The organism is Bacillus sp. BACIII (assembly GCF_057836745.1).
On the sequence record NZ_CM174437.1, the window covers coordinates 876,409 to 901,798 of the forward strand.

Consider the following 25,390-nt stretch of genomic DNA (forward strand, 5'->3'; position numbering starts at 1 on the left):
TTGATGCGACAGACACAAAGGGGTAAAGACACATGACAGAAGAAGAACGCCGTAACAGGGAGATGTTCAGCAGAACGGGCGCTTTATACGCACAATTTTTGGATCACCATGATGAAAAACGGGCCGATCAGCTCGCGGCCATTATGAAAAAAGCGGCTGATGAAGAGGTTTATATCGCGTTTACCGGGCATTATTCGGCCGGAAAATCCTCTTTATTAAACACATTGCTCGATGAGGACATACTGCCGACAAGTCCGATTCCTACGAGCGCCAACCTCGTTGTCATTCGGCATGGTGCGGATAAAGTCGTGCTTCATACGACTGACGGGGCTTATGCAGAAATAGAAGGAAGTTACGATAAAGAACAAGTGCAGCAATTTTGTAAAGACGGTGAGCAGATTGAGACGGTGGAAGTCTATGCCGGCTTTGAGGAGTCAGAGCCCCATGCGGCCTACATTGACACACCGGGGATTGATTCAACCGACGAAGCGCATTTTTTATCAGCCGCATCAATTCTTCACCAGGCTGATGCTTTATTTTACGTCGTTCATTATAATCATGTTCATTCAGAAGAAAATATGCTATTTCTCAGCTCAGTCAAGGACCGTGTTCCGAATCTGTTTTTGATCGTCAACCAAATTGACAGGCATGATGAAACCGAAACGAAATTTGAAGAGTACCGCGGGCAGGTGGAAGAGATGCTCGAAGGCCTCGGAATACCGAAGGAATCGCTTTTCTTTACATCTGTCACCGAGCCTGATCATCCGTTAAACGGCATTGAAAAGCTGAAAAAACATCTGCAGCAGCTGAAACGGCAGGCAAAAACAAATCTATGGTCCTTAACGGAGAAAAAAGTCGAACACGTGGTCAAGGAGCATAGAGACATGCTCGTAAAAGATGCTAAGAGCGGCAGCGGGGAGCGGTTTGAGAAACAGGAAACACTCGTCCGTTCTGTCGAAGCTGAACTTGAAAATGCCGTTCAACAGGCTGAAACAGCAGAGAAAGACATCAGAAAAGACGTGCAGAACATCTTGCAAAACGCTAATCTGACACCGTTTGAGATGAGGGAGCTTGCATCTGCTTATATTGAATCACAGCAGCCCTCGTTCAAAACAGGATTATTCTTTTCAAAAGCGAAAACGGCAGCGGAAAAAGAGAGAAGGCAGGCTGAATTTTTTGCTGATATTAAAAAAAGAACGGAAGGGGAAGCGGATTGGCATATTATCGACACATTTACGAAAGCGGCCAAGCGTTATGAAGCGGAATCTGATGAACTGATCAAGAAAATACAGGCGTACCGCACAACGCTTTCTGATGATATCATTGCACAGGCCCTAAAGCAGGGAGCGGCCTTTTCAGCTGAATACGTATTAACCTATTCGAAAGATCTCGCCGACATGATCCGAAGAGAAGCGAAAAGGCAGACAGCAGAGCTCATTGAGGAACTGACCGCTTTTGTGCAGGCAAAAAACGGACCGCTTATAGAGAGCCTGAGAAAACGGCTTGAGAAAGAAAGAGCAATAAGAGATGAACTTGCGCAATCGGCAGAAGAAGAGCGCAATGCCGAAGAAAAAGCTGCCCGCGTCCGCGCTTTGTGGGAAGAAGAATCCGCCTATGATACGGAAAGCAGCGACTGGTATACGCAAAAAAAACGCCTTGCGAAAGCGCCTGTCCAAAAAAAGAAACCAATAGAGACTGTACTGCATGAAGTAAACCAGCCCGAGGAAATTGGGGTGAAGGAACTTTCTATAAAAGAGCAAGTGGATCGGTTCTATGAACTGGCGGGGATTCTTGACTCATCAAGCCTATTAGGAAAACAGGCAGAAGCCTTTCGAAGCAGGATTGAGCGGCTTGAAAACCGTCAATTTACATTGGCGTTATTCGGAGGTTTCAGCTCGGGGAAATCATCGTTCGCCAACGCGCTGGTCGGGGAATACGTGCTTCCTTCATCACCGACGCCGACAACGGCCACGATCAACAAAATAACGAAACCGCAAGACGGCAAACCGCATAAATCTGCGGAAATCGTTTTTAAAACGGAAGAGGAGCTGGACGCTGAAATGCTTCAGCTGACAGAGCTGAAAGATGCTGACATAAAAGGGCGGTCACTGAACGAGAGATGGAATTATGCCATTAAAAAGGGAAAAGTGCCTGATGATCTTACGCCGGTGATTCAAACGATGCTTCAGGCGTTTAATACGTACGAAGAACAGATCCGTCAGAGGCTGACACTGACGGTTCCGATTGAAGATGTAAAACCGTACGCAGCTGAAGAAAAAACGGCCTGCTGCGTGAAGGAAGTCACCGTGTATTATGATTCGCCTCTCACGCAAAAAGGGATTACCATTGTTGATACGCCGGGAGCAAGCAGTATAAACAAGCGCCATACAGAGCTTGCCTTTCAATATATAAAAGATGCTGACGCGTTCTTTTATATGACGTACTATCAGCATTCTTTTTCAAAAGGAGACAGGTCTTTTCTGAAGAAACTCGGCCTCGTCAAAGAATCATTCGGCATGGATAAAATGTTTTTTGTCATTAACGCTGCCGATCTTGCCAAAACGGAAAGCGAGCTGGAAACTGTCAAAGACTATGTCCGTTCTGAACTCTCAAAAGAAGGAATTAAACAGCCGAAATTATATCATGTTTCAAGTAAAGAAGAGCTTGCGGGGAAAAATAAAGCTTTCTATAACGGGTTCTCTGATGTAAGAACCGGACTTGCACACTTTATTGAGGAAGATGTAATGAGGGCCAGCTGCGCGCAGCTGCAAACAGAGGCGGACAAATTGTGCGATATGGTGGAACAGCTTCATGAATCTCTTCACCAGTCGGCAGAAGAAAAAGAAAAAAAGAAACAGCGACTGGAATCTTCTTATGAAAAAGCACTCGCTGATGTTTCAAAGCGCCGTACGTCTGAGGTTATCATTCGAAAAGTGATGAAAGATACGGAAGAACAGCTTTATCACATTAAACATCGTCTGTCGTTTTATGCGAATGATATGCTGAAAACCGCCTTCCATCCGAGCCTTCAAAATGGCGATTGGAAACGAAATCTATCAGCGGCGCTGAAGGAGGCGCTGAAGGAATTCTGTTTTGAATACATTCAAGAGCTGAAGACGCTCGATATCCGGATGACCGGGTTTATTGAGCGCCATATGACTGAGGAGTGGATGGAGAACTGCCGGAAGAAGCTCATGGAAGACGGGGATTTTTCCATTTATGTCAGCGCTGAAAACGAATTTGCCGTTCAGCTGAAAGAGGTCGCGCCGGTCATTGATGTCTCAGCATTCACACATCACGTAAAAGAAGTGAAATCGCCGAAACAGTTTTTTGAACAGAACGGAAAAGCGTCATTTGTGGAGGGGCTCAGGCTCAGCCTGCAAAAAGTGACAGAAAGATGGCTTGAGCAGGAGAAAGAAAGCCTTTCAGCGCGCTATACTGAGCAGGTGCGCCGGCTTCAGGAAAAAATGGCGGTTCAAAGCCTGTCCCAGATCCGCGAGCAGCGTGACACTTATATACGGGGGCTTGAGGAAAATACTGGTGCCGGAGAAATTGAACGCCTTTACGAAGCCGGAAAAGCATGGAAAAAGAAAGATGAAATCCTGAAAATTTAAAAATCCGGTTGGCGGGTAGATAACAGTCGTGGTAGACTAAAATGAAAAAAGCGAGATGAAACCTTTTATGTCAGAAGTCCATAAAGCAATTTCAGCACATTCCGCAAAACAGCATCAGCACGTCAAAACATTTGTGCAGCTTGACTATCAGCGTGAACAGGCGATTGACGAAGCCATTGTAAAATGCAGACGGAATGAACCGTTCACGACAGATGCCATCAACGGCATCACCGCAAAAATGAACCAGCTGGCTGAAAAGGGAATAGTGCCGCAAAGGCGATTCGTAAGTGAAGAAATGGTGAAAGAATTCGTCAGCAGACAGTAATGGTTGAACCTGCCGTGTGTGGCGTCAGCGCTTGCTGCGCATACTATCCGTATCTTCTCTAAGGGGGGATATGACAATGGGCAGAACAAAGCTGGGAAACAGAAATGCACAGCAGAATAACAATGCCAAAAAGAAAAACGGCTTCGGACAGACATTTGATTCCTATGCCGGCCGTGAAGCTGAAAAGCTGATGGCAAGCAATAAAAGACACGGCGAGTAACGTGACGGCAGCATCTTCCAAACGGGAGGATGCTGTTTTTTTACGGCTTTCCTATGGTAAAATAGGAGCATTGAATAAAAAAGGAGTTTTCGATATATGAATAACAAATTACTGCTCGTTGACGGCATGGCGCTTTTATTCCGTTCGTTTTTCGCCACGGCCGTGCATCGCAATTTTATGATAAATGAAAACGGAATTCCGACAAACGGAGTCAACGGATTTTTAAAGCATCTCATTACGGCGGTTGATACTTTTCAGCCCACACATGTCGTCTGCTGCTGGGATATGGGAAGCAAAACGTACCGCAATGACTTGTTTCAGGATTATAAGGCCAACCGGAGCGAACCGCCTCTTGAGCTCATTCCGCAATTTGATTTAGCGAAAGAAGCGGCGCGTGAGCTTGGGTTTTTAAACATCGGTATAAAAGGCTATGAAGCGGATGACTGTATCGGTACGCTCTCTGCCTTATTTTCCGGGGAAGCGGAAATTACGATCGTAACGGGCGATAAGGATCTGCTTCAATTGCTGAATGAACAAGTTCAGGTGGCCCTGCTGCAAAAGGGCATCGGCAATTATAAGGTATATACAGATGAGATATTCAGAGAAGAAATGGGAGTTCCTCCAAAAGCGCTGATTGACATAAAGGCGCTGATGGGAGATACAAGCGACAACTATCCCGGCGTTAAAGGAATCGGAGAAAAAACGGCGTACAAGCTGATCCGTGAATACGAAAACATAGAACGGTTATTAGAAAGTCTCGCTTTACTGCCGAAGGGCCAGCAAACGAAAATTCAGCAAAGCTTAAAAGAATTGGAGCTGTCAAGGCAGCTTGCTGAAATACATTGCGAAGTGCCGTTAGTCTGTACGCTTGAAGAAGCGATTTTTTCATTGAAGATGGAAGAAGCATCCTTAATGCTCAGACGCCATCAAATAAAAGGAATTGAAAGGATGCTCGAAAAACTGAACGCCAGAGAGATCAGCTGATCCCTCTAGCGTTTTGTATTGCTTTTTTTTGCATTGTTTTCAAGGGCTGATTTCGGGTCTTTGTGCGCATTTCCCTCCATATTTCCCTGAGGATTCACGCCTCCGGTCAGCCGGCCTTTATTTTCTTTTCTCATAGCTGTTCACCTCATTTGTAGGATGAACAGTATGACGCAATTTCATTCCGGTTATTTATTCAGCCGAACCGCTTTTTTTGCGAGCTGATCGGCTGTTTGGTTCTGTCTGCCGGGAATCCACTTAATAAAAAACAATGGAAACCCGGCCTTTAATCGGACAATTTCATCCACAAACGGCTGGAAAGCCTTGTTTTTAACCGCTTCAAGTTCAGCGGCCCGCTCCACGATATCTGAATCCGTCCGGAATGACACCGAATCATATCCGCGGGCGGCACACAGCTTCATTCCTTCAATTAAAGCGAGAAATTCAGCTTCCTGATTTGAATGGTCGCCGATCGGAATTGAGAAAGATTCTGATTTCCCGTCATGCTTAATAAAAATACCGATACCGGACGGACCCGGGTTCCCGGCGCTTGCGCCGTCTACATAAATTTCAGCGGGCATCATCCGTCACTCTCCGTTCGGTGTCATTCGTTTTGCCGCATATGCATATGGGACAGAAATGAGTGATACCGCAAATTTAATCAGATAAGTTGAAATAAAAATGCTGAACCACACTCCCGCAGAATAAACACCGATAAAGGCCACGGCAGTGAAAATAAATGTATCCAGCAGCTGGCTGAGCGCCGTGCTTCCGCTGTTTCTGAGCCAGAGAAGCCGATCAGAAGGAAAGATTCGCCGAATGGCGGAATATACATAAACATCTATCGTTTGGCTGAAAATAAAAGCCAAGAGGCTTCCGAGCGCAACACGCGGCAGAAAACCGAAAATCGTCTCAAGGGCAGGCTGCGCGATATCTGACGCATCCGGTTTATATAAAAGAGCCCCCTGCATGGCGCATGTCAAAGCGAGCAAAGTGGAAAAGCCGAGCCAGACGGCTTTGCGCGCTTCCCGGGGACCGTATTTTTCGTTCAGCACATCCGTTGCGAAGAAAACGGTGCCGTACATGATATTTCCGAGTGTCGCCGTAAGACCGAACAGCTCAACTGTTTTGACGACCTGCAAGTTGGCGCACACCGTGGCGAAACCGATCCATACAAATAGGCCCGTTTTGCCAAATCCTTTATAAAACAAAAGAACAATGATAAAATGAATGATCGCAAATAAAATCCATAACACATCATTAAACAAAACCTGCTGACTTCCTTTCAATTTGAGAATGGTTTGATTATAGCACACGCCCGTCAACTAATGAATGGTAAGGTGATTTCAATGAATCTTAAGCCGTATATCGAAATAGAAGCAAAAGGAACAGGCCCAGTCGCGTTTTTTTCTGAAGATTGGATGACCGTTCCGAAAGCGCGCATGCTTGCAAGAGAAGTCAGCCGCTTTCCATATATAAAAGACATTTATTTTGAGGATGAAAAAGGCGCAAGCTGGACGCTAAAAGAGCTGGAAAAACTTACGGAAGAGCTTGCGCACGAACCTGACGACATTACGGTGTATTTCGACGGCGGCTTTGACAAAAAAAGCGGCTTAGCCGGACTCGGAATTGTCGTGTATTATTCTCTCGGCGGCAAGCGCCACCGCATACGAAAAAACAAAAGCTTAACGCTTCAGACGAACAATGAGGCGGAATATGCCGCGTTGTACGAAGCGCTTAAGGAAGTGCAGGAACTTGGCGCAAGCAGAAATTCAATCACGATAAAAGGGGATTCCCTCGTCGTTTTGCATCAGCTTGACGGCAGCTGGCCGTGCTATGATGATACGCAAAACGACTGGCTCGATAAAATTGAAGCGCTGCTCGAATCCTTAAAGCTGACCCCGACATATGAAGCCGTAAACCGAAAGGAAAATCAAGAAGCGGATGACCTTGCCAGAAAAATTCTTTCGGATAACCGGCAGATTGAAAGCCGCATTATACTAGAAGGTAACGGAGATGACTGATATTGGATAAAAAAAGTATTTATAAAGAATTGACAGAGCTTCAGGATGAATATTGCAAAGACTGCTTTGTTAAAAAGCATTTCCGCAAGGAGTTCGGAAAAACGCACGCCCATTCTTTCTGCATTAATCAATGCACAGTGGGGGAGAAACTGAAAGCCTACGGCAAGGTGCTGACAAATCAATAAAAAATAAAACCGCAGCTTTTGCGGTTTTATTTTTTGAATTCATCGAGCTGGTGCTGGCAATCGTCCAGAAGCATTCGCTGCTTTTGCAGGAAATCTTGATCGAGTGCCTGCAGTTCACTGGATTGTGACATCGTTCTCGCATCCTGAATCGCCTGGTAAGCAGATTCAACCAAAGTTGAATTTTGACCCCGAGTAGCCGCGCCTGTTGTTTTCTGGGCCGTTTCCACCGCTAATTCAAGCTGGCGTTTATCCGTCAGTCCGTTTGGAAAAAATTCAGAGTCCATAAAAAACACCTCCGCAAATAGTTTGGAGATTTTTTTTAGAAATATGTATGGAAAATAGAAAAAAATATAGAAAATAAGCCGATATAACTATTGAACCTGATAATTAGGGCTTATTTACTATTATTCAGGGTATCTTGGGAGAGAAGGGAAAAACCAGCCGTGAATGATAAAGATTTAAAAACAATCCTTCAGCAGACATTTAAAGAAATATACGGTGATTTGGGAAGTTTAGCGGAAATGGCGAAAAAAGGAATGCCGTCAATGGAGAAACAAATTGAAGAAATCGAGCAGCGGTGCAAGCAGAATATTGTAGCAATCGAGATTCAGACGGCAATCAAATAGGAGAGGCATGCGCCTCTCCTCTATTTGTCATCTGATCAACATGTATTGAGTTTAGAGTTTTACAACATTAGAAGCTTGAGGTCCACGATTACCTTCGACAATTTCAAAAGAAACTTCTTGTCCTTCTTCTAATGATTTGTATCCTTCTCCTTCGATAGCAGTGAAGTGAACAAATACATCGTCTCCGCCTTCAACTTCGATGAAGCCGAATCCTTTTTCGTTATTGAACCATTTTACTTTACCGTTTTGCATATTGCTTAATTCCTCCTAGTACTGTAGCACCTTCGTGCTAAAAAAAATTTTGTCATCATCCAACCGTACGTATGTAAACGTTGTTAAATGATGGTTCAACTATACACCAAATGGGAGCGGGCGTCAAGCGGCCGATCCCTATTTTTTATCTTTATTTTTCCAGCGGCAACACTTATCCGAACAAAAAGCACACGAATCATTCGTGTGCTTTTTGTTATGACATTGCCATATCTGCCTTCCCGGCCATCAGTTCAGATTCTTTTATAATGTCCTGCAAAATGACTTCAGAAGAGTTGGGGAGGTGAAGGCTTTTAATATTGTCCTTCATCCGGTTCAGCTTTTCCTCATCCGCAAGAAGGGAGGTGACAGACTCTAAAATTTCTTCGTGGCGGTTGACCACGACAGCCGCACCGCAGTCTTCAAAGAAAATGGCATTTTCCTTTTCCTGTCCTGGCACGGGTTTGTACAAAATAACCGGTACGCCGATCGCTGTCGCTTCCGTCAGCGTGATGCCGCCCGGTTTTGTAATCATGCAGTCCGTAATCCGGAACAGCTCGTCGATTCTTTCTACATAGCCGAGCACTTTCAGGCGGTCGGTATTGCCGCTTTCCAAGCTGCTGAGTGATTCTTTCAGCGAGCCGTTTTTGCCGCATACCACTACAACTTGGACCTGATCGTCATGAACGAGGTTTTCGCACAGTTCTTTTACGTTTTTCAGCACACCATGCGCTCCCGCCATAATAAGAAGCACTTTTTTGTTGGGAGAAAGATTGTATTTTTTATAAATCGGTTCTTTCGGCATCGTTTCCTCGAATTGAGGCCTGATGGGAATGCCTGTGATCTTTACGTTGTTCGGATGAGTGCCGATTTCAATCAGTTTTTCCTTCACGTAATCCGTGGCGACATAGTATTTATCCACATTTTCATGAACCCAGATTTTGTGAAGGCAGAAATCGGTCATAACGTTGAACGTCGGGATCACTTTTCCGGTTCTCCGTCTGTATTCCGGTACGACAATCATCGGAAATGTATTGATTATAATGTCTGGCTTATGCTCTTCCACGAGCTGGCCCAGACGTTTATTTCCCATTTTAAAATAAATATTGAATTTGCGTTTATTATAGATTTTGTCAACTCCGTAATAAAACAAACGATAAAACTGTTTCCCGATTGAGAAGCTTTTTAAATAAAGGTATTGAGTAACCTCTGAAACAATCGGATTTGACTCTTGATACAAATTGGAAACCGTCACTTTTAAGCCGAGACGCAGACATTGTTCGTAGAGCGTTTTGGCCACTTGAACATGTCCGTTTCCGTAATTTGCAGTCAAAATTAATACTTTTTTATTGGTATTCAAGTAAATTCACCTCAATGTAATCAACAACAAGCAAGCTTCATGCATCGTAAGGAGTTATTGTCTATAGATAAACATAACACAAGTACATCATTTTATAATAAGCGCGGCAACATATTTAAACTAAATTTAATTGATATGTTCCAGTATTTTAAAGTTCTGTTATACCCATACTGAATCAAGAGTATTTTATCATATTTTTGTCACCGTATCACTCAAAACAAAAATTAATCCCATTCATACGGGGTTTCCTGATATACATAATAATTCAGCCAATTCATAAACAATAACGTCGCATGAGCCTTCCAGCGGTTTACAGGTTCTTTCCCGCCGGGTGCAAAATAGTGCTTAGGAGCTTCTACGTTTGAAAGCTTTCTTTCTATATCCCTCTCATACTCCTGAAGAAGCGTATCAGTATCGTATTCCGGGTGACCCGTTAAGAAAATCTGCTTTTCGTCTTTTGAAACGATTAAACAGACACCGGCTTCCTCTGAAACGCTCAGCACATCCAAATCTGAAGCAGATTTCAGCTGCTCCGTATTAATATCTGTATGCCGTGAGTGGGGCACATAGTATAGCTCGTCAAAGCCTCTTACCAATCTCTCGTGTTTTTTAAGAACGGTATGCTCAAACACGCCGAAGATTTTTTTCGGCAGCTCCGTTTTTTCAATGCCGTAATGGTAGTATAAACCGGCTTGAGCCCCCCAGCAGATATGGAGCGTTGAAGTGACGTTCGTTTTGCTCCACTCCATAATTTCCTTTAATTCTTCCCAGTAAGAAACATCTTCAAACGGCAGGTGCTCAATCGGAGCGCCGGTAATAATCATTCCGTCAAACCGTTTGTGGCGGATGCTGGAAAATTCCGTATAAAATTCATCCAAATGCTGCCTTGCTGTATTTTTTGGAGTATGTGTGCTCGGAATTAGGAATGTAAAGTGAACTTGTAAAGGCGAATTCCCAAGCAGCCTGAGGAGCTGGGTTTCCGTTTGGATTTTTTTCGGCATCAGATTTAAAATCACGATCTTCTGCGGCCGGATATCCTGAGAAAAAGCCCGGCTTTCATCCATTACAAAGATGTGTTCACTTTCAAGCACCTGCTTAGCGGGCAGGTGATTTGGTATATTAATAGGCAACATGCCACCTCCGTTATTCCCCGTTAATTTTCTTCATTATAGAAATTTTTAAGCCATTTTTCAATCCATCCCGGCGTAATAAGCCGCAATTAACACATAAAGACAGGATGAAAGCGGCAAATGGGCATAAATTCGGGGCGGCTCTTTATTATGACGGGCAAAGAGCCGTTTGGTTCCTCGAAAAAAATGTTTACCGGTAAATGGAAGGGAAAAGCGGTTTCCGTTTGTTTTGCATTGTAAAACAGTTAAAATAAATGAAGAATGAAAGAAGGAGGGGCGCAGATGACAATCTACGACATAAACGTACGGACCATAACCGGCGAAGACATGACGCTATCGGCTTACAGGGGCAAGGTGTTGATCATTGTGAATACAGCGAGCAAATGCGGGTTCACGTCCCAGCTCAAGCAGCTTCAGGAGCTCTATGATACATACCGGGAGGAAGGGCTTGAAATATTAGGATTTCCCTGCAATCAATTTATGAACCAAGAGCCCGGAAACGAGGCGGAAATTCAGGAATTCTGTGTGAAAAATTACGGCGTCACATTCCCGATGTTTGCGAAAGTGGATGTCAATGGAGCAGACGCTCATCCTCTTTTCACATATTTGACGGAGAAGGCGAAGGGGATGCTCGGCACAAAGGCGGTCAAATGGAATTTCACTAAGTTTATTGTGGACCGAAACGGCGAGGTCACCGGGCGTTTTTCTCCAAACGTCAACCCGAAGGAGCTTGAAGATACAGTACAGAGGCTTTTGGCTCTATAAGAGGTGACACGGTGAACGAAAAAGAACCGCTTATCAATGAAAGAACGGGCCATGACAGGCTTCATATTTCCCGGATCGCAACACTTTCTGTTTGTATTGCAAAAGAAGAAGGCGCACCGAGGCGGCCGCGTTGGTTCATGATCTAATTGATGATAAGCTCGAAGAAAGGCTGACGGCGGGCGGAGTGACAGAACGGCTGGCTGCTCTTTCAACATCGCGCATGACTCCGTTCGGGAGATCGCGGATATGATCACAGGGATGTCATTTTTGCACAGGGAACCGCTGAAAAAACAGCCGCTTTCATTGGAAGGAAAAGTTGTTTCAGGATGCAGACATGCTTGATGCGATCGGCGCTGCGGGTATCGGCTCGGCTTAATGAATACAAAAACAGGGGCCGGATTGGCAGGGGAGCGGCATCAATTTCTATTGCAGTTTGCCGCCAGCATGACAAAAAGCTAAGCGGGGCAATAGAACGCTTGTGCAGGCTGTGTTAGAATAAGTGTCAGATTGTGCATAGGAGGACCAAAATGAAGATTAAATCAATAGAACCGACGCCGAGTCCGAACACGATGAAAGTGATCTTGACCGAAGAGCTTCCGGCAGGCAAAAGCAACAATTACAAGCCGGATCAGGCAGAAGATGCTCCGGCCGTCGTACGTGATATTTTAAAGATTGAGGGAGTAAAAGGCGTTTATCATGTTGCTGATTTTTTGGCTGTGGAGAGAAACGCCCGTTTTGACTGGAAGGAAATTCTGCCGCAAGTCCGATCAGCCTTCGGAATGGAACAAACGGAGCAAACTGAGAGCCGTTCTGAACAGGAATCATTCGGAGAAGTGAAGGTTTTCGTCCAAATGTTCAGCGGAATCCCGATGCAGGTCAAATTGACGGACGGCGAACGTGAAGAACGGTTCGGCCTTCCGGAACGTTTTCAAGAAGCCATATTAAAGCTGCGTTCGGAAGCCTCAAATGTCGTATTTGAGCGCTCCTGGAAAGAACAAGGCGTCCGCTTCGGGGATTTTACCGAAATCGGACACGATGTCACAGAAGAGCTTCAGGCTGCTTACAGTGATGAGCGGCTCAAACGCCTGACCGAAGCGGCTGCACAGCAAAAGGGTGAGGCCAAGCCGGCAGTGCAGCGGAAAGCTTATAAAGTGACTCCGGACATGCTCGATGATGAAGACTGGAAACAGCGCTATGCCCATCTTGAGCAAATGGACCCGGATGAAGACGATTTACCTGTATTGGAAAAAGCGCTTCATGATCCGAAGACCTCGATCAGAAGACAAGCCGTCGTCTATTTAGGAATGATCGAAAAGCCGTCTGTGCTTCCGCTTTTATACAAAGCGCTTGAAGACAAAACGGTGACGGTCAGAAGGACGGCGGGTGACTGCCTGTCAGATATCGGCGATGCGAGCGCGATTCCGGCAATGATAAAATCGCTCAGTGACTCAAGCAAGCTCGTGCGCTGGCGCGCGGCCATGTTTTTATATGAAGTCGGCGATGAAACAGCGCTGGAAGCATTAAAAGCGGCGGAAGACGATCCGGAATTCGAAGTCAGCCTGCAGGTCAAAATGGCGATTGAACGGATTGAGCACGGAGAAGAGGCGAAAGGTTCAGTCTGGAAACAAATGACTGAAAGCAGAAAAAAAGAACAGCAGTAATAAAAAGGTGCGCCATGCACCTTTTTTATTTGAATTCACTTTTTATAAAAATTATTTAGAATATTGTTGAAAAATGATTCAAAACTCTATATAGTAAGTACAATATTAATTGTTGGAGGGTTTTTATCGAGATACAAAAAGAATACGAAAGCGGACAGGGCGGAAACGCTGTAACTGAAGATATATACAGAATGCGCCCTTAAATAAACTGAAAATTTTAAAAATATCGCACAGTCTAAAAACAGTAGGGGGATCACCATGGCAGAATTACGCAGCAACATGATCACACAGGGAATAGACAGAGCGCCGCACCGCAGCCTGCTTCGCGCTGCCGGCGTAAAAGAAGAAGACTTCGGCAAGCCGTTTATCGCGGTCTGCAATTCATACATCGATATCGTTCCCGGACATGTTCATCTGCAGGAATTTGGAAAAATCGTAAAAGAAGCAATCAGGGAAGCGGGCGGAGTCCCTTTTGAATTTAACACAATCGGAGTAGATGACGGAATCGCAATGGGGCATATCGGCATGAGATATTCGCTGCCGAGCCGTGAAATCATTGCCGATTCAGTTGAAACGGTCGTCTCGGCGCACTGGTTTGACGGAATGGTCTGCATTCCGAACTGTGACAAAATTACGCCGGGAATGCTGATGGCGGCTATGCGGATTAATATCCCGACCATTTTCGTGAGCGGCGGGCCGATGGCAGCCGGCCGCACAAGCGACGGCCGCAAGATCTCGCTTTCTTCAGTATTTGAAGGCGTCGGCGCCTATCAAGCCGGGAAAATCGGTGAAGGCGAACTGCAGGAGCTGGAACAGTTCGGCTGTCCGACGTGCGGATCTTGTTCAGGCATGTTTACGGCAAACTCGATGAACTGTCTGTCTGAAGCGCTCGGTCTGGCGCTTCCGGGCAACGGAACAATTCTTGCGGCTTCTCCGGAAAGAAGAGAGTTTGTGAGAAAATCAGCGGCCCAATTGATGGAAACCATTAAAAAGGACATTAAGCCGCGTGATATCGTCACAGAAAAAGCGATTGACAACGCGTTTGCGTTAGATATGGCTCTCGGCGGCTCAACCAACACAGTGCTTCATACGCTTGCGCTTGCCAATGAAGCGGGAGTCGAGTACTCATTAGAACGCATTAACGAAGTGGCTGAACGAGTACCTCACTTATCGAAATTGGCGCCGGCCTCGGATGTCTTCATTGAAGATCTGCATGAAGCGGGCGGAGTCTCTGCGGCCCTTAATGAATTGGCGAAAAAAGAAGGCGCGCTTCATCTTGACGCGCTGACTGTGACAGGCCGGACACTCGGAGAAACAATAGCAGGTCATGAAGTAAAGGATTATGACGTGATTCATCCGCTTGACAATCCGTTTACCGAAAAAGGCGGTTTGGCCGTGCTGTTTGGGAATCTGGCTCCGGACGGCGCCATTATCAAAACAGGCGGCGTACAGGACGGGATTACAAGACACGAAGGCCCCGCTGTCGTCTTTGATTCACAGGATGCCGCGCTTGAAGGCATTATAAACCGCAAAGTAAAAGAAGGAGACGTTGTCATTATCCGTTATGAAGGTCCAAAAGGAGGTCCTGGCATGCCGGAGATGCTCGCTCCGACTTCTCAGATTGTCGGAATGGGGCTTGGCCCGAAAGTGGCGCTTATTACAGACGGACGTTTTTCAGGGGCGTCCCGCGGCCTTTCAATCGGCCACGTATCCCCTGAAGCGGCTGAGGGCGGCCCGCTCGCATTCGTCGAAAACGGAGACCATGTCATCGTTGACATAGAAAAACGGATTTTGGATGTGCAAGTGCCTGAAGAAGAATGGGAAAAACGTAAGGCGAATTGGAAAGGCTTTGAGCCGAAAGTCAAAACAGGATATCTTGCACGGTATTCCAAACTCGTGACAAGCGCCAATACGGGCGGAATCATGAAAATTTAAATCAGTGGCCTGAACAATTGAATTCCAGCTCCCTCTATAGTATCCTTGACATCATATCAGGATTTTAGAGGGGGCTGTTTTTATGTCAATGGCTTATGAAGAATATATGCGCCAGCTGGTCGTGCCGATGCGCCGCGAGCTGACGGGCGCGGGTTTTCAGGAATTAACGACGGCGGAAGAAGTGGAAAGCTTTATGGAACAAGCTGAGGGCACGACATTGGTCGTTGTCAACTCCGTGTGCGGCTGTGCCGCGGGTCTTGCCCGTCCGGCTGCGACTCAGGCTGTTTTACAGCATGAAAAAGCGCCTGATCATACGGTTACCGTATTTGCCGGTCAAGATAAAGATGCGACTGCAAAAATGCGTGAATATTTTACGGGGCAGGAACCTTCCTCGCCATCAATGGCGCTGTTAAAAGGGAAAGAGGTCGTTCACTTTATTCCCCGCCACGAAATCGAAGGGCATGACATGGAGGAAATTATGAAAAATCTGACGAATGCCTTCGATGCACACTGCTGAAATGCCCGAATTCCGGGCATTTTCTTTTTGGAGAAATAAATGATCACAACCAGTTACAGACCTAGCGAATATACGATACACACAGCACAGTCTCTCAGTGACAGGCTGGGTGACACCTATTGCAGCCGCAATAAACAGCCCATTGAAAAAATGCTGGAACGAGCGGCAAACGATCTTTTGGTCATTGGAAAGGAACGGTTCGAACTTTACACGAAGCAAGGGGAAAAGTTCTTTTTTCACCCGAATACAGCGATGTTCCGGGCAAAGCGGTTATTGAAAGGGGAAGCCGAGCCGATGTTAAAAGCAGCCGGTTTACGCGAAGGGGACTCCTTTTTAGATTGCACGCTCGGCCTGGCATCCGATGCGATTTTGGCAAGCATGGCTGTCGGAAAAAGCGGACAAGTAATCGGCCTGGAGAAAAATGAGCTTGTCTCATTGCTTGTTAAAACAGGCCTTCAAACGTGGGAAACCGGTATTGAACCGCTGCAAGCCGCCATGAAACGCATTCAAGTCAAGCATGCCGACTGCGCCGATTATTTGCGGGAGCTTCCTGATTCATCGGTAGATGTCATCTATTTTGACCCGATGTTTCACGAACCTGTTGAAACGTCAGACGGCATTGCGCCGCTCCGTGCGCTGGCAGAAGAAGGTTTTAACGAAGAGTGCATCACGCAAGCCGTTCGGGCGGCGAAAAAATGCGTAGTGCTTAAAGACCATTGGAAAAGCCCGCGGTTTGAACGATACGGCTTCAAGGTGCTGAAAAGAAAAACGGCGCTTTTCCACTTCGGTGTCATTCATGTAAGCTCATGATATCATGAGCTTCTCTTTCGTTAATCAGTGATTTCCATCACGATAAAATAAAGCAGCGTGAGAAGTGATACAGTCGCAAATAAAGCGTTAATCATCTCATCCCCTCCTTTTTCTCTTTCTTATTGTAAGCGGTTTAGCCGCTCGGTCACAGTTACCAATTTCCCATATTGTATGATCAGGCGCTTCCGGACATGACACCGCGCTTTGATCTATGCTAGAATATAGGGACAAGAGGACAATAAAACAGAGGGGAACTATCTATCATGAAATTGTGGATGAAAAAGACCCTTGTGGTTCTGTTTACCATTGTAACGTTCGGGCTCGTGTCTCCTCCGGCTGCTTTGATGACAGACAAGCCTTCAGGACAGTCGAGCAGTCTTGAGCAGAATGATTACACCGCTTTTTATGATGAACACTCCCTGCCGGGGGAAGAGAAGGCAGGGCGGGAGCCTGAGTTACAGTTTCAATCGTATCAGCAGCAGCTTCTTGGTGATGCTGAAAATCAATCACTTCTAAAATTCGGCAGCAAAATCTCTCCGGTCATTGAAGATGATTACAGAAGTGAAATTCTGCCGAAAATCGAAGATGTGATCACAGGGCATTTAGCCAAGTTTCAAGATGATGAAGCGTATCAGGATGTGGTCATTTCCAGCAAGCCGTCAGCCGGAAAAACCGAAAAAATTTTTCATGTGTATAACAGGCTGACGGGTGAAGATCTTTTAAGATTCCACGTCCGCCGGGATCATCCTCCGCAAGACGGCTACTGGTTTAATTTTCATTACCATACCGCTGAAGACGGATTCCAATCACACCATGAGCTCGGCAGCATTTATTGGGACCGGAATACGCCGCCTGACTGGATGAGCGTGTAATAACGTGAAGAAATAAAAAAATCATTTCTGAGAAATTTTGCAGAAATGATTTTTTATTGTGTTACACTACTAAAAGACTACGTTAAAAGGATGAAAAAAGATGAAACAATATAAAGATTTGTGCCGTCATGTGTTAGAAAACGGAGAAAGAAAAGGAGACCGTACGGGAACGGGGACGATCAGCACGTTCGGCTACCAAATGCGTTTTAACCTTCAGGAAGGTTTCCCGATGCTTACGACGAAAAAGCTCCATTTTAAATCAATCGCGCACGAGCTGCTTTGGTTTTTAAAAGGAGACACGAATGTCCGCTACCTTCAGGAAAACGGGGTACGCATCTGGAACGAATGGGCCGATGAAAACGGAGAGCTCGGACCGGTTTACGGCTCTCAATGGCGCTCATGGCGCGGAGCGGACGGCGAGACGATTGATCAAATCTCTCGGCTGGTTCATGACATCAAGACCAATCCGAATTCCCGGCGATTAATCGTCAGCGCGTGGAATGTCGGCGAAATTGATCATATGGCGCTTCCTCCTTGCCACTGCCTGTTTCAGTTTTATGTCGCAGATGGAAAACTGTCGTGCCAGCTTTACCAGCGGTCGGCGGATGTTTTTCTCGGCGTGCCGTTTAATATCGCGTCTTATGCGCTTTTAACAATGATGATCGCGCATGTGACGGGTCTTGAACCGGGTGAGTTTGTTCATACGTTCGGAGACGTCCACATTTATCAAAACCATGTGGAACAGGTGAATTTGCAGCTGACAAGAGATGTCCGCCCGCTGCCGAAACTGCGGTTTGCGCGCAACGTTGATTCTATTTTTGATTTTACGTTTGAAGACTTTATCATTGAGGATTATAACCCGCATCCGCATATAAAAGGAGCTGTCAGCGTATGATTTCGTTTATTTTTGCGATGGATGAAAACCGGCTGATCGGAAAAGATAACGATCTGCCTTGGCACCTTCCGGATGATCTCGCATATTTCAAAAAAGTGACGACTGGACACACCATTGTGATGGGGCGGAAAACGTTTGAATCAATCGGACGTCCGCTTCCGAATCGGCGTAACATCGTTGTAACTTCACGGGACGAATCCTTATTTCAAGGCTGTACTGTCGCTTCCTCGGCTGAGGAAGTGCTCAAACTGATCCCGGGGAATGAAGAATGCTTTGTAATCGGCGGCGCCCAGCTGTACAGTGCGCTCTTTCCATATGCGGACAGACTCTACATGACTAAAATTCATCATGTCTTTGAAGGTGACCGTTTTTTTCCGGAGTTTAATGAAGCTGAATGGGAATTGACATCCCACAGACAGGGAGTAAAAGATGAAAAAAATCCTTACGATTATGAGTACCTTGTATACGAGAAAAAGAATTGAGATCAAGCAGGGGGGCAAGAATTGATTCGTTACGGCTGCCTTGTCATGTACGTTGTATTTATGTGCATGAAAAATATTCAGGAATATATCAATCTAAAAGAGCTTGACCCGCGGCTGTCTTTTCAAAAACAGATGAAACGGGTGTACGAACAGCCGAAAGCGTTTATGAGGGGCTGCATTGACGTGTCGGGATCGGTAATCAGCATTCATCATGATCGGCCGATACCGGACGGACCTGTATTGTATGTGCACCCCAGATTAGGTGTGGGTGATCTTGTGCTGCTTGCGGGACATCTTGAAGATCCGGCTGGTTTTATTGCCGGCAAGAAAGCTTTCCGGATGCCGTTTCTCGGGAATTGGCTGAGACTGATGGGCGTCATTTGTGACGGAGACAGCCGGGACGTGCGTCAGGAGGCGGAAGTCCGCCTGCAAAAAAGACAAAGCCTGATTCTTTCTGAAGACGGCAAAATCAATCCGGAGGAACTGGCCCTGCGTTTTGACCTTCCGATTGTTCCGGTCAGCACAACGGGAACAGACCGGCTGCTTCGGGGCAGATTATTGAAACGGCTGAAACCGGCTGACATTGAATTGCATGTCAAGCCCGCTTATTATCCGGCCGTTCAAAAACGGCTCCGTGCATAAAAAAAGCACAGTCTCTTTACGAGAGGCTGTGCTTTTTTATTTCAGATAAAGGGAACTTTGACACAATAAAATAAAATACAGAAAAACATTGAGGCACTGCCGCCTAAAACAAAGCTGTGCCAAATGGCGTGATGAAACGGGATCTTTCTCCAAATATAAAAAACGGTGCCGGCGGAATATAATAAGCCGCCGAGAAGAAGAAGGCCGAATCCCGGGCCTGACAGCGAAGCGTACAGCGGTTTAATGGCGACGATAATCAGCCAGCCCATCATTAAATAGACAAGCGTTGAAAAAATGATAAACCGCTTCACGAAAAAGATTTTAAACACGATGCCTCCGAGGGCAAGCGACCAAACGATAATTAAAAGAGTCAGGCCGAGTGCGCCTTTAAGCGGCCCTAATAAAAATGGCGTATATGTCCCCGCTATTAAGACGTAAATCGCGGAGTGATCCACAATCTCAAGAATGTCTTTCGTTTTTTTATGCTGAATGCTGTGCAGGAGAGTCGAGCTGAGATACAGAAGCAGCATTGAGGCGCCGAAAATCGAGAAGCTGGCGATGTCTGTCGGCGATCCGTATTTCACCGCGAAGATAATGAGAAAAATCAGCGCCGGAATTGACAGCAATACACCGATTCCGTGTGTGATGGCATTTGCGATTTCTTCTTTAATCGTGAACAATCAAATGTCCTCCTTTTAAAGGATTTGTTTTTGCAGTGACTGCAAAAAGCCTAATCCTTCTATTGTGATTTTTGTTCCTGCGCGTCCCCGGCCTTTTGTGACATAGTTCATCTTTTCTAAGTAATCAAGCCTGTTTCTGACCTGCTGAGGCGTCAATGTCATTGTGCCGTTCTCACTTAATTCGGATATGCTCCGTCTGCTGGCGGGTTCGCCTTTGGCATTTAAGCCTTTGATTGATTCCAAAATAAACAAAAATTCTTCTTTCTCCATCAATGTCAGGCGCTTTTCTTTTTTCTTGGCGGTTTTCGCTTTCTGGCTGTTTTTGATATACGGCGGGACATCCTCGGGATAAATCGTACCGCCGGAGGCTGCCGCAGCCATATAATGCGCCGCGTTTTGAAGCTCTCTGATGTTGCCGTTAAAGGTGTGCCGCTCAAACAGCGGATAAACGGACGGATCGAGATGCAATTGCTGCCCAGAGGCTGCCAGAATATGCTGAAGAAGGAGCGGTATATCGCCTTTTCGTTCAGATAAAGCAGGGAGCGGAAGGCATAACACGTGAAGCCTGTAAAATAAATCTTTGCTGAACGTGTTTTCCGCATCGGCAAGATCCGACGTGCTGCTTGCAATGATGCGGGCGGAAAGCCCGGCATCAAGCTCCGAAAGAAGGCGGGCCTGTACCGACAGCGGCATGTCTCCGATTTCATATAAGAATAATGTTCCGCGGCGGGCCCTATTTAATGCACCTTCAGCACAGAACAGTTCATGATTGAGCCGCTCTTCGCTTTGGCTGCAGTGAACGGTAATAAATAGTTCGCTGTTTCTGCGGGATTTATGGTGGATCGCTGCGGCCATTTGTTTTTTTCCGGTTCCGACTTCACCCGTGATGAAGACAGGCAGATCCGATAAGGCGAATTTGGCGGCCAATCGTTTCGTTTCTAAAAAGGATTTATGTTCGCCGGCTAGCTGATGAAAGGGATCAGATTGTTCAATTACAGTCATGAATTGGCTCCTTTTGGTTCTAATTGGTTTAAGTATAACATGTTTTCACCTTTGAAAATATCTTTTTCTCGCGAATCGGTTTATTTAATTTTATTTACGAAATTCAAATAATTATCTTATTATTTGAATATTCATGTTATAATGGCATATTAAATAGGGATTTAAATAAGAAAGGACTCTGTAAATGAAACCGTTACTTAAAGAAGACTCTCTCATCCAGGTAAAAGACATTTTAAAAGCGCACCAAAACGTAAAGGACGTTGTGATACATACGCCTTTGCAGAGGAATGACAGACTTTCTGAGAGATATGACTGCAATATCTATTTGAAAAGAGAAGACCTTCAGGTGGTCAGATCATTTAAGCTCAGAGGGGCTTATAATAAAATGAGACAGCTCTCAAAAGAGCAGACTGAAAACGGAATTGTCTGCGCCAGTGCGGGAAACCACGCGCAGGGGGTTGCGTTCTCATGCAAACATCTCGGCATTCACGGCAAGATTTTTATGCCGTCAACCACACCGAGACAAAAGGTATCTCAAGTGGAGCTGTTCGGAAAAGAATTTGTTGAAATCATATTGACGGGTGACACTTTCGATGATGCATATAAGAGTTCTGCGGAATGCTGTGAAAAGGAAAACCGCACGTTTATTCATCCGTTTGACGATCCGGACGTCATGGCGGGGCAGGGAACGGCTGCCATTGAAATTTTAAATGACATTGACGTTGAGCCGCATTTCCTCTTTGCGAGTGTAGGGGGAGGAGGACTCCTTTCCGGTCTGGGCACGTACATGAAAAACATTTCGCCGGAAACAAAAATCATAGCGGTGGAGCCGAAGGGCGCAGCTACATATTTTGAATCGAAAAAAGCCGGACAAGTCATTGAACTTGAGAAAATCGATAAATTTGTTGACGGGGCGGCTGTAAAAAAAATCGGCGCGGAAACTTTTCAGACGCTTGAAACTGTAGTTGATGACATTCTTCTTGTCCCGGAAGGAAAAGTGTGCAGCACGATTCTCGAATTATACAATCAATGCGCCATCGTAGCTGAGCCGGCGGGCGCATTGTCCGTGTCGGCACTTGATCTGTACAAGGAAGAGATTAAAGGAAAAAACGTCATCTGTGTGGTCAGCGGAGGGAATAACGACATCGGCAGAATGCAGGAGATGAAGGAACGCTCCATGATTTATGAGGGGCTGCAGCACTATTTTATCGTTAATTTCCCGCAAAGGGCGGGAGCGCTTCGTGAATACCTTGATGAAGTGCTCGGACCTGATGATGACATCACCCGGTTTGAATATACGAAAAAAAATAACAAAAGCAGCGGACCTGCATTGGTCGGCATTGAACTGAAACATCGGGAAGATTACGGCGCGCTCATTGCCCGGATGGATCGAAAAGGATTTCATTACGTAGAAGTGAATAAAGATCAGGACCTGTTCCACCTGTTAATCTGACTTTTTTTAGAACGGCCGCGCAAAATGACAGACACGCTTTCTCAGATTGTATATAATAAAAAGAAAACAATCGAAAAAGAAGGATTGATATCTTGTTACTCAAAAGCCTAGAGTTCAAACGACAGGACGGGATTCAGGTGAAAGTGACAGAAATACCGGTTGTCACGAAAGGTGAACATTATTTTTTTCAAATTCATCGGCACCTTGAGCTTTATTTGAGAGAAGTTTTTGCTTCACGAAGTGTGAGAACAGTGTATTCATTCCGACAATATGTTAAGCGCCGTATGAAGTGGAAAGATTACGAGGCCGTTTTCAACCAAGAGATATTGAAACATAACGCATGACGGCGCGCATTCCTTAGCGCCCTCCTTTTGATAAGGGAGGGTGCGGGGATTTTTTTATGATGAATGCTGTAAGCGTTTTATCCATGGGGGGAATGGAAATGAAAAAAATGAAAAGCTTCGCTGCCGTCACCTGTTTGCTGCTCTTGTGCGCCTGCGGGGGGAAGACGATAAAAGACCCGCTGAACTATCAGATTGAGCCGTTTTCATATCAGAACCAAGACGGAAAAACAGTGTCACTGAAAAGCCTGAAGGGGCATGTCTGGATTGCGGATTTTATGTTTACAAATTGTAATTCTGTCTGTCCGCCGATGACAGCCCATATGACTGAACTGCAAAAAAGACTGAAGGCTGAGAACCCGGATGTGCGGATTGTGTCGTTCAGTGTAGATCCTGAAAATGATACGCCTAAACAGCTGAAAGCATTTGCTTCCAAATATCCGCTCTCACTTCGCAACTGGGATTTTCTGACCGGTTACAGTCAAAAGGACATTGAAGATTTTGCGCTCAACAGCTTTAAAGCAATTGTCAACAAGCCGAAGGGGGAAGATCAGGTTATACATAAAACTTCTTTTTATTTAGTCGGACCTGACGGCAAGGTGCTTAAAGATTATGACGGCGTGCAGAAAGTTCCGTATGATGACATCCTCTCAGATGTCAAAGCGGCTGAGGAGCTCAAGTAAACTGGCAGATTAGACATTTTCAAATCTGAAAAAACATGTTACACTTTCCACTAGTAGACGTGGAAGGAGCAACCAGATTGAAGCTGCGAATGTTCTCATTGATCGCCGGACTGGCCTTGCTTTTATCAGCTTGTTCTGTCCAGCGCACCGGTTCTGATGCTGAAGAACCGAAAACGAAAGATCATATTGTCATAGCTGCGGTCGGAGATTCATTAACTGAAGGAGTAGGAGATTCTGACGGTTCAGGATACGTCGGCAAGGTGGCGGATTCCCTCAAGAAAAAGGGACATGTGAAAACGGTAGATATTAAAAATTATGCGGTGCAGGGCGACAAGACGTCTGACCTGCTTAAAAAGCTTGATGATAAAAAAGTGCAGAAATCATTGAAGGGCGCCGACTATATCTTTTTTACCATCGGCGGTAATGATTTAATGAAGGTGCTCCGCCAGAACGTTATGCAGCTGACGGTTCAGCCGTTCCAAAAGGAAGAGAAACCTTTTGAAAAACGGTTCAAGGCGATCATTTCAAAAATACGCAAATACAATCAAAACGCTGAGCTGGTGTATGTCAGCATGTACAATCCGTTCACATTTACGCTGCCTGAGTTAAAAGAGATTAACGGGGTTGTGACTGATTGGAACCAGATCGCCGCAAAAGAGCTGAAAAAAGATCCTCACGCCGCTGCGGTGAATGTTGAAGACTTGTTCAGTCAAAAAAGCGGCAGCAGCCGGATTTCAAAGGATGATGATTTTCATCCGAATGCAAAAGGGTATACACTCATCGCCGATCGATTGTACGGCACTATTGAAAAACAAGGGTTACCAGCAGAATAGGGTGAAATGATGAAGAAATGGAAATCGCTGTTTTTTATTCTTCTTGCACTCAATGTGATTGCCGCCGCGGTCATCGTGACATTGATGGTTATGCCGGGAGAACAGGCGAAAATACAAGATGAGACAAAAAGCGAGTACGGCTTTCACATTACCAGCTCCAAAGAATCACTTGCCAGGTTTGTGAATTCGTACTTAAAAGAGAAGGCATCGAATCAGCTTGACTACAAAGTGGACATCAATAACGACGTGCACGTAGCCGGTAAAATCAAGGCGTTCTCAACATCTATTAATGCGGTTGTCACATTTGAACCGTCCGTACAAAAGAACGGAGATGTGGTTCTGAAAGTGACGAAGTTTTCATTAGGTGAATTAAGCCTTCCGATCAGCTTTGTGCTGAATTATATGGACAGCTTTTACGAACTGCCGTCATTTGTGCACGTTCATCCAAGTGATAAAAGCATTGAGGTCCGTCTGTCGGAAATGCCATTAGACAACGGTATGTATGTTAAGGCTGATAAAATCAATCTCGACACGGATGAAATTGAATTTTCCTATTATCATCCGAAGCAATAAGTTTTCATAAAAAAAACACAGATCCTTTCTGGGATTTGTGTTTTTTACGTTTCAGCGTTTTTTATCCAGCTTGCTGAACAGTTTGATTAACGTTGCAAGCTCTTCATCAGAGTAGCAGTCAAACCGTTTAAAAAAGTATTCTGTTTTTTTCTGGTTGAAATGATCGACAATTTTCTCCCCGTCTTCCGTAATATGGATTCTGATAATTCGTCTGTCCTCTTTAGAACGGATGCGGGTAATCCATTCCTTTTCTACTAAAGCGTCAGTCACTGCGGTAATGTGGCTTGCGGAGACCTCAAGAATGGGAGCGAATTCCGTTACTTTTTTAGGTCCTTGTTCACTGAGAATCCACAAAATGGTGAATTCGTTCCTGGACAGCTCTTTATCTAGAATTTCATTAACTTCATTTCTGATTTGTTTAAACACTTTTCGAAGCAAAGCTTCCATATCATACATCATTTGTGTTCTTACTTTCAAAACATGAACCTCCAATATGTAGTCAGCGCGGCATTCATTTAGCTTCCCCTGAAAG

At 45.4% G+C, this 25,390-nt stretch carries 31 protein-coding genes and 2 pseudogenes; 22 read left to right on the forward strand and 11 right to left on the reverse strand.

The window, feature by feature from the left end; genetic code table 11:
* Nucleotides 1-32: 32 nt before the first annotated feature.
* The 4 genes from dynA (at nt 33) to ACXN9U_RS04560 (ending at nt 5,143) form a co-directional block, all read left to right on the forward strand.
* The gene (gene dynA / locus ACXN9U_RS04545; RefSeq protein WP_489202224.1) at nt 33-3,614 is read left to right on the forward strand and encodes a dynamin GTPase; all 3,582 of its coding nucleotides are present in this window, start codon (nt 33-35) and stop codon (nt 3,612-3,614) included.
* A 67-nt stretch (nt 3,615-3,681) separates the two neighbouring features.
* On the forward strand, nt 3,682-3,939 hold the full coding sequence (locus ACXN9U_RS04550; RefSeq protein WP_489202225.1) for a YpbS family protein: 258 nt from the start codon (nt 3,682-3,684) through the stop codon (nt 3,937-3,939).
* Between the two features lie 76 nt (nt 3,940-4,015).
* Nucleotides 4,016-4,159, forward strand: coding sequence for a hypothetical protein (locus tag ACXN9U_RS04555; RefSeq protein ID WP_101605452.1), 144 nt, complete (start codon nt 4,016-4,018; stop codon nt 4,157-4,159).
* A 96-nt stretch (nt 4,160-4,255) separates the two neighbouring features.
* On the forward strand, nt 4,256-5,143 hold the full coding sequence (locus tag ACXN9U_RS04560; protein ID WP_438420093.1) for a 5'-3' exonuclease: 888 nt from the start codon (nt 4,256-4,258) through the stop codon (nt 5,141-5,143).
* 5 nt (nt 5,144-5,148) lie between these two features.
* Here the strand turns inward: ACXN9U_RS04560 and sspL are convergent, their stop codons facing one another.
* From sspL to ACXN9U_RS04575, 3 genes are read right to left on the reverse strand one after another with little or no spacing between them, the layout of a single operon-like run.
* Nucleotides 5,149-5,277, reverse strand: coding sequence for a small, acid-soluble spore protein L (sspL, locus tag ACXN9U_RS04565; RefSeq protein WP_003153575.1), 129 nt, complete (start codon nt 5,275-5,277; stop codon nt 5,149-5,151).
* Between the two features lie 51 nt (nt 5,278-5,328).
* The gene (locus ACXN9U_RS04570) at nt 5,329-5,721 is read right to left on the reverse strand and encodes a reverse transcriptase-like protein (protein ID WP_029575232.1); all 393 of its coding nucleotides are present in this window, start codon (nt 5,719-5,721) and stop codon (nt 5,329-5,331) included.
* Between the two features lie 6 nt (nt 5,722-5,727).
* On the reverse strand, nt 5,728-6,408 hold the full coding sequence (locus tag ACXN9U_RS04575; RefSeq protein WP_060962492.1) for a queuosine precursor transporter: 681 nt from the start codon (nt 6,406-6,408) through the stop codon (nt 5,728-5,730).
* Nucleotides 6,409-6,489: 81 nt separating this feature from the next.
* Here ACXN9U_RS04575 and ACXN9U_RS04580 point away from each other — a divergent pair, with 81 nt between their 5' ends.
* Both ACXN9U_RS04580 and ACXN9U_RS04585 read left to right on the forward strand, forming a co-directional pair.
* Nucleotides 6,490-7,164, forward strand: coding sequence for a ribonuclease H family protein (locus ACXN9U_RS04580; protein WP_060962493.1), 675 nt, complete (start codon nt 6,490-6,492; stop codon nt 7,162-7,164).
* A 2-nt stretch (nt 7,165-7,166) separates the two neighbouring features.
* On the forward strand, nt 7,167-7,349 hold the full coding sequence (locus ACXN9U_RS04585; RefSeq protein WP_003153581.1) for a zinc-finger domain-containing protein: 183 nt from the start codon (nt 7,167-7,169) through the stop codon (nt 7,347-7,349).
* Nucleotides 7,350-7,375: 26 nt separating this feature from the next.
* Here ACXN9U_RS04585 and ACXN9U_RS04590 read toward each other — a convergent pair whose 3' ends face one another.
* On the reverse strand, nt 7,376-7,633 hold the full coding sequence (locus tag ACXN9U_RS04590; RefSeq protein ID WP_016936693.1) for a DUF2564 family protein: 258 nt from the start codon (nt 7,631-7,633) through the stop codon (nt 7,376-7,378).
* A gap of 159 nt (nt 7,634-7,792) precedes the next feature.
* Here ACXN9U_RS04590 and ACXN9U_RS04595 point away from each other — a divergent pair, with 159 nt between their 5' ends.
* Nucleotides 7,793-7,975, forward strand: coding sequence for a hypothetical protein (locus ACXN9U_RS04595; protein ID WP_049628657.1), 183 nt, complete (start codon nt 7,793-7,795; stop codon nt 7,973-7,975).
* Nucleotides 7,976-8,026: 51 nt separating this feature from the next.
* Here ACXN9U_RS04595 and cspD read toward each other — a convergent pair whose 3' ends face one another.
* The 4 genes and pseudogenes from cspD to metA all read right to left on the reverse strand — a co-directional run bounded on the left by cspD (nt 8,027) and on the right by metA (nt 10,714).
* Complete coding sequence (cspD, locus tag ACXN9U_RS04600) at nt 8,027-8,227, reverse strand: cold-shock protein CspD (protein ID WP_003153604.1); 201 nt, start codon at nt 8,225-8,227, stop codon at nt 8,027-8,029.
* Nucleotides 8,228-8,242: 15 nt separating this feature from the next.
* Nucleotides 8,243-8,354, reverse strand: a pseudogene (locus ACXN9U_RS04605) (hypothetical protein); the annotation flags it as partial.
* Nucleotides 8,355-8,441: 87 nt separating this feature from the next.
* Nucleotides 8,442-9,584, reverse strand: coding sequence for a diglucosyl diacylglycerol synthase (locus tag ACXN9U_RS04610; protein ID WP_489202226.1), 1,143 nt, complete (start codon nt 9,582-9,584; stop codon nt 8,442-8,444).
* Between the two features lie 224 nt (nt 9,585-9,808).
* Nucleotides 9,809-10,714: a homoserine O-acetyltransferase MetA gene (gene metA / locus ACXN9U_RS04615; RefSeq protein ID WP_060962495.1), complete on the reverse strand. Its 906-nt coding sequence runs from the start codon at nt 10,712-10,714 to the stop codon at nt 9,809-9,811.
* Between the two features lie 282 nt (nt 10,715-10,996).
* On the opposite strand from metA, the gene ACXN9U_RS04620 reads away from it, so the two are divergent.
* The 10 genes and pseudogenes from ACXN9U_RS04620 (at nt 10,997) to ACXN9U_RS04665 (ending at nt 19,293) form a co-directional block, all read left to right on the forward strand.
* Entirely contained in the window at nt 10,997-11,479 is a 483-nt protein-coding gene (locus ACXN9U_RS04620; RefSeq protein WP_016936690.1) for a glutathione peroxidase, read from the forward strand.
* Nucleotides 11,476-11,938 (forward strand): annotated as a pseudogene (locus ACXN9U_RS04625) (HD domain-containing protein). The gene ACXN9U_RS04620 and the pseudogene ACXN9U_RS04625 overlap by 4 nt, the downstream one beginning before the upstream one ends.
* Before the next feature lie 68 nt (nt 11,939-12,006).
* The gene (locus ACXN9U_RS04630; RefSeq protein WP_060962496.1) at nt 12,007-13,140 is read left to right on the forward strand and encodes a conserved virulence factor C family protein; all 1,134 of its coding nucleotides are present in this window, start codon (nt 12,007-12,009) and stop codon (nt 13,138-13,140) included.
* A 258-nt stretch (nt 13,141-13,398) separates the two neighbouring features.
* Nucleotides 13,399-15,075, forward strand: coding sequence for a dihydroxy-acid dehydratase (ilvD, locus tag ACXN9U_RS04635; protein ID WP_016936688.1), 1,677 nt, complete (start codon nt 13,399-13,401; stop codon nt 15,073-15,075).
* 82 nt (nt 15,076-15,157) lie between these two features.
* Nucleotides 15,158-15,592: a BrxA/BrxB family bacilliredoxin gene (locus ACXN9U_RS04640; protein ID WP_060962498.1), complete on the forward strand. Its 435-nt coding sequence runs from the start codon at nt 15,158-15,160 to the stop codon at nt 15,590-15,592.
* A 39-nt stretch (nt 15,593-15,631) separates the two neighbouring features.
* Entirely contained in the window at nt 15,632-16,402 is a 771-nt protein-coding gene (locus ACXN9U_RS04645; RefSeq protein WP_060962499.1) for a class I SAM-dependent methyltransferase, read from the forward strand.
* A gap of 263 nt (nt 16,403-16,665) precedes the next feature.
* Nucleotides 16,666-17,274, forward strand: a complete 609-nt coding sequence (locus ACXN9U_RS04650) for a YpjP family protein (RefSeq protein WP_060962500.1) — start codon at nt 16,666-16,668, stop codon at nt 17,272-17,274.
* A 100-nt stretch (nt 17,275-17,374) separates the two neighbouring features.
* On the forward strand, nt 17,375-18,169 hold the full coding sequence (locus tag ACXN9U_RS04655; RefSeq protein WP_060962501.1) for a thymidylate synthase: 795 nt from the start codon (nt 17,375-17,377) through the stop codon (nt 18,167-18,169).
* Entirely contained in the window at nt 18,166-18,651 is a 486-nt protein-coding gene (locus tag ACXN9U_RS04660; RefSeq protein ID WP_489202227.1) for a dihydrofolate reductase, read from the forward strand. Before ACXN9U_RS04655 ends, ACXN9U_RS04660 begins: the two co-directional genes overlap by 4 nt.
* Nucleotides 18,652-18,672: 21 nt before the next feature.
* Entirely contained in the window at nt 18,673-19,293 is a 621-nt protein-coding gene (locus ACXN9U_RS04665) for a lysophospholipid acyltransferase family protein (protein ID WP_489202228.1), read from the forward strand.
* Between the two features lie 41 nt (nt 19,294-19,334).
* On the opposite strand, the gene trhA is transcribed toward ACXN9U_RS04665, so the two are convergent.
* Nucleotides 19,335-19,973, reverse strand: coding sequence for a PAQR family membrane homeostasis protein TrhA (gene trhA / locus ACXN9U_RS04670; RefSeq protein WP_016936682.1), 639 nt, complete (start codon nt 19,971-19,973; stop codon nt 19,335-19,337).
* Nucleotides 19,974-19,988: 15 nt separating this feature from the next.
* The gene (locus tag ACXN9U_RS04675; RefSeq protein WP_489202229.1) at nt 19,989-20,975 is read right to left on the reverse strand and encodes a sigma 54-interacting transcriptional regulator; all 987 of its coding nucleotides are present in this window, start codon (nt 20,973-20,975) and stop codon (nt 19,989-19,991) included.
* A 184-nt stretch (nt 20,976-21,159) separates the two neighbouring features.
* Between ACXN9U_RS04675 and ilvA the strand changes: the two genes are divergently transcribed.
* The 5 genes from ilvA to ACXN9U_RS04700 all read left to right on the forward strand — a co-directional run bounded on the left by ilvA (nt 21,160) and on the right by ACXN9U_RS04700 (nt 24,858).
* Nucleotides 21,160-22,428 (forward strand): threonine ammonia-lyase IlvA, encoded by a 1,269-nt coding sequence (gene ilvA, locus ACXN9U_RS04680; RefSeq protein WP_489202230.1) that lies wholly within the window; start codon nt 21,160-21,162, stop codon nt 22,426-22,428.
* A 92-nt stretch (nt 22,429-22,520) separates the two neighbouring features.
* Nucleotides 22,521-22,772, forward strand: coding sequence for a DUF2535 family protein (locus tag ACXN9U_RS04685; RefSeq protein WP_016936679.1), 252 nt, complete (start codon nt 22,521-22,523; stop codon nt 22,770-22,772).
* 98 nt (nt 22,773-22,870) lie between these two features.
* Nucleotides 22,871-23,452 carry an SCO family protein gene (locus ACXN9U_RS04690; RefSeq protein WP_489202231.1) on the forward strand — a complete coding sequence of 194 codons (582 nt, stop codon included), beginning with the start codon at nt 22,871-22,873 and terminating at the stop codon, nt 23,450-23,452.
* Between the two features lie 77 nt (nt 23,453-23,529).
* The gene (locus ACXN9U_RS04695; RefSeq protein ID WP_438420083.1) at nt 23,530-24,285 is read left to right on the forward strand and encodes an SGNH/GDSL hydrolase family protein; all 756 of its coding nucleotides are present in this window, start codon (nt 23,530-23,532) and stop codon (nt 24,283-24,285) included.
* 9 nt (nt 24,286-24,294) lie between these two features.
* On the forward strand, nt 24,295-24,858 hold the full coding sequence (locus ACXN9U_RS04700; RefSeq protein WP_016936676.1) for a YpmS family protein: 564 nt from the start codon (nt 24,295-24,297) through the stop codon (nt 24,856-24,858).
* 51 nt (nt 24,859-24,909) lie between these two features.
* On the opposite strand, the gene ACXN9U_RS04705 is transcribed toward ACXN9U_RS04700, so the two are convergent.
* On the reverse strand, nt 24,910-25,335 hold the full coding sequence (locus ACXN9U_RS04705; RefSeq protein ID WP_060962506.1) for a MarR family transcriptional regulator: 426 nt from the start codon (nt 25,333-25,335) through the stop codon (nt 24,910-24,912).
* Nucleotides 25,336-25,390 lie beyond the last annotated feature (55 nt).

What these genes read in the sequence shown, in the direction of transcription:
- ACXN9U_RS04660 (WP_489202227.1), top strand. Translation starts at nt 18,166, where the DNA reads ATGATTTCGTTTATTTTTGCGATGGATGAAAACCGGCTGATCGGAAAA.
- sspL (WP_003153575.1), bottom strand. Translation starts at nt 5,277, where the DNA reads ATGAGAAAAGAAAATAAAGGCCGGCTGACCGGAGGCGTGAATCCTCAG.
- ilvA (WP_489202230.1), top strand. Translation starts at nt 21,160, where the DNA reads ATGAAACCGTTACTTAAAGAAGACTCTCTCATCCAGGTAAAAGACATT.
- ACXN9U_RS04630 (WP_060962496.1), top strand. Translation starts at nt 12,007, where the DNA reads ATGAAGATTAAATCAATAGAACCGACGCCGAGTCCGAACACGATGAAA.
- ilvD (WP_016936688.1), top strand. Translation starts at nt 13,399, where the DNA reads ATGGCAGAATTACGCAGCAACATGATCACACAGGGAATAGACAGAGCG.
- ACXN9U_RS04650 (WP_060962500.1), top strand. Translation starts at nt 16,666, where the DNA reads ATGAAATTGTGGATGAAAAAGACCCTTGTGGTTCTGTTTACCATTGTA.
- ACXN9U_RS04675 (WP_489202229.1), bottom strand. Translation starts at nt 20,975, where the DNA reads ATGACTGTAATTGAACAATCTGATCCCTTTCATCAGCTAGCCGGCGAA.
- ACXN9U_RS04645 (WP_060962499.1), top strand. Translation starts at nt 15,632, where the DNA reads ATGATCACAACCAGTTACAGACCTAGCGAATATACGATACACACAGCA.
- cspD (WP_003153604.1), bottom strand. Translation starts at nt 8,227, where the DNA reads ATGCAAAACGGTAAAGTAAAATGGTTCAATAACGAAAAAGGATTCGGC.
- ACXN9U_RS04560 (WP_438420093.1), top strand. Translation starts at nt 4,256, where the DNA reads ATGAATAACAAATTACTGCTCGTTGACGGCATGGCGCTTTTATTCCGT.
- ACXN9U_RS04620 (WP_016936690.1), top strand. Translation starts at nt 10,997, where the DNA reads ATGACAATCTACGACATAAACGTACGGACCATAACCGGCGAAGACATG.
- ACXN9U_RS04580 (WP_060962493.1), top strand. Translation starts at nt 6,490, where the DNA reads ATGAATCTTAAGCCGTATATCGAAATAGAAGCAAAAGGAACAGGCCCA.
- ACXN9U_RS04700 (WP_016936676.1), top strand. Translation starts at nt 24,295, where the DNA reads ATGAAGAAATGGAAATCGCTGTTTTTTATTCTTCTTGCACTCAATGTG.
- ACXN9U_RS04590 (WP_016936693.1), bottom strand. Translation starts at nt 7,633, where the DNA reads ATGGACTCTGAATTTTTTCCAAACGGACTGACGGATAAACGCCAGCTT.
- ACXN9U_RS04690 (WP_489202231.1), top strand. Translation starts at nt 22,871, where the DNA reads ATGAAAAAAATGAAAAGCTTCGCTGCCGTCACCTGTTTGCTGCTCTTG.
- dynA (WP_489202224.1), top strand. Translation starts at nt 33, where the DNA reads ATGACAGAAGAAGAACGCCGTAACAGGGAGATGTTCAGCAGAACGGGC.
- ACXN9U_RS04570 (WP_029575232.1), bottom strand. Translation starts at nt 5,721, where the DNA reads ATGCCCGCTGAAATTTATGTAGACGGCGCAAGCGCCGGGAACCCGGGT.
- ACXN9U_RS04555 (WP_101605452.1), top strand. Translation starts at nt 4,016, where the DNA reads ATGGGCAGAACAAAGCTGGGAAACAGAAATGCACAGCAGAATAACAAT.
- ACXN9U_RS04550 (WP_489202225.1), top strand. Translation starts at nt 3,682, where the DNA reads ATGTCAGAAGTCCATAAAGCAATTTCAGCACATTCCGCAAAACAGCAT.
- ACXN9U_RS04655 (WP_060962501.1), top strand. Translation starts at nt 17,375, where the DNA reads ATGAAACAATATAAAGATTTGTGCCGTCATGTGTTAGAAAACGGAGAA.
- ACXN9U_RS04640 (WP_060962498.1), top strand. Translation starts at nt 15,158, where the DNA reads ATGTCAATGGCTTATGAAGAATATATGCGCCAGCTGGTCGTGCCGATG.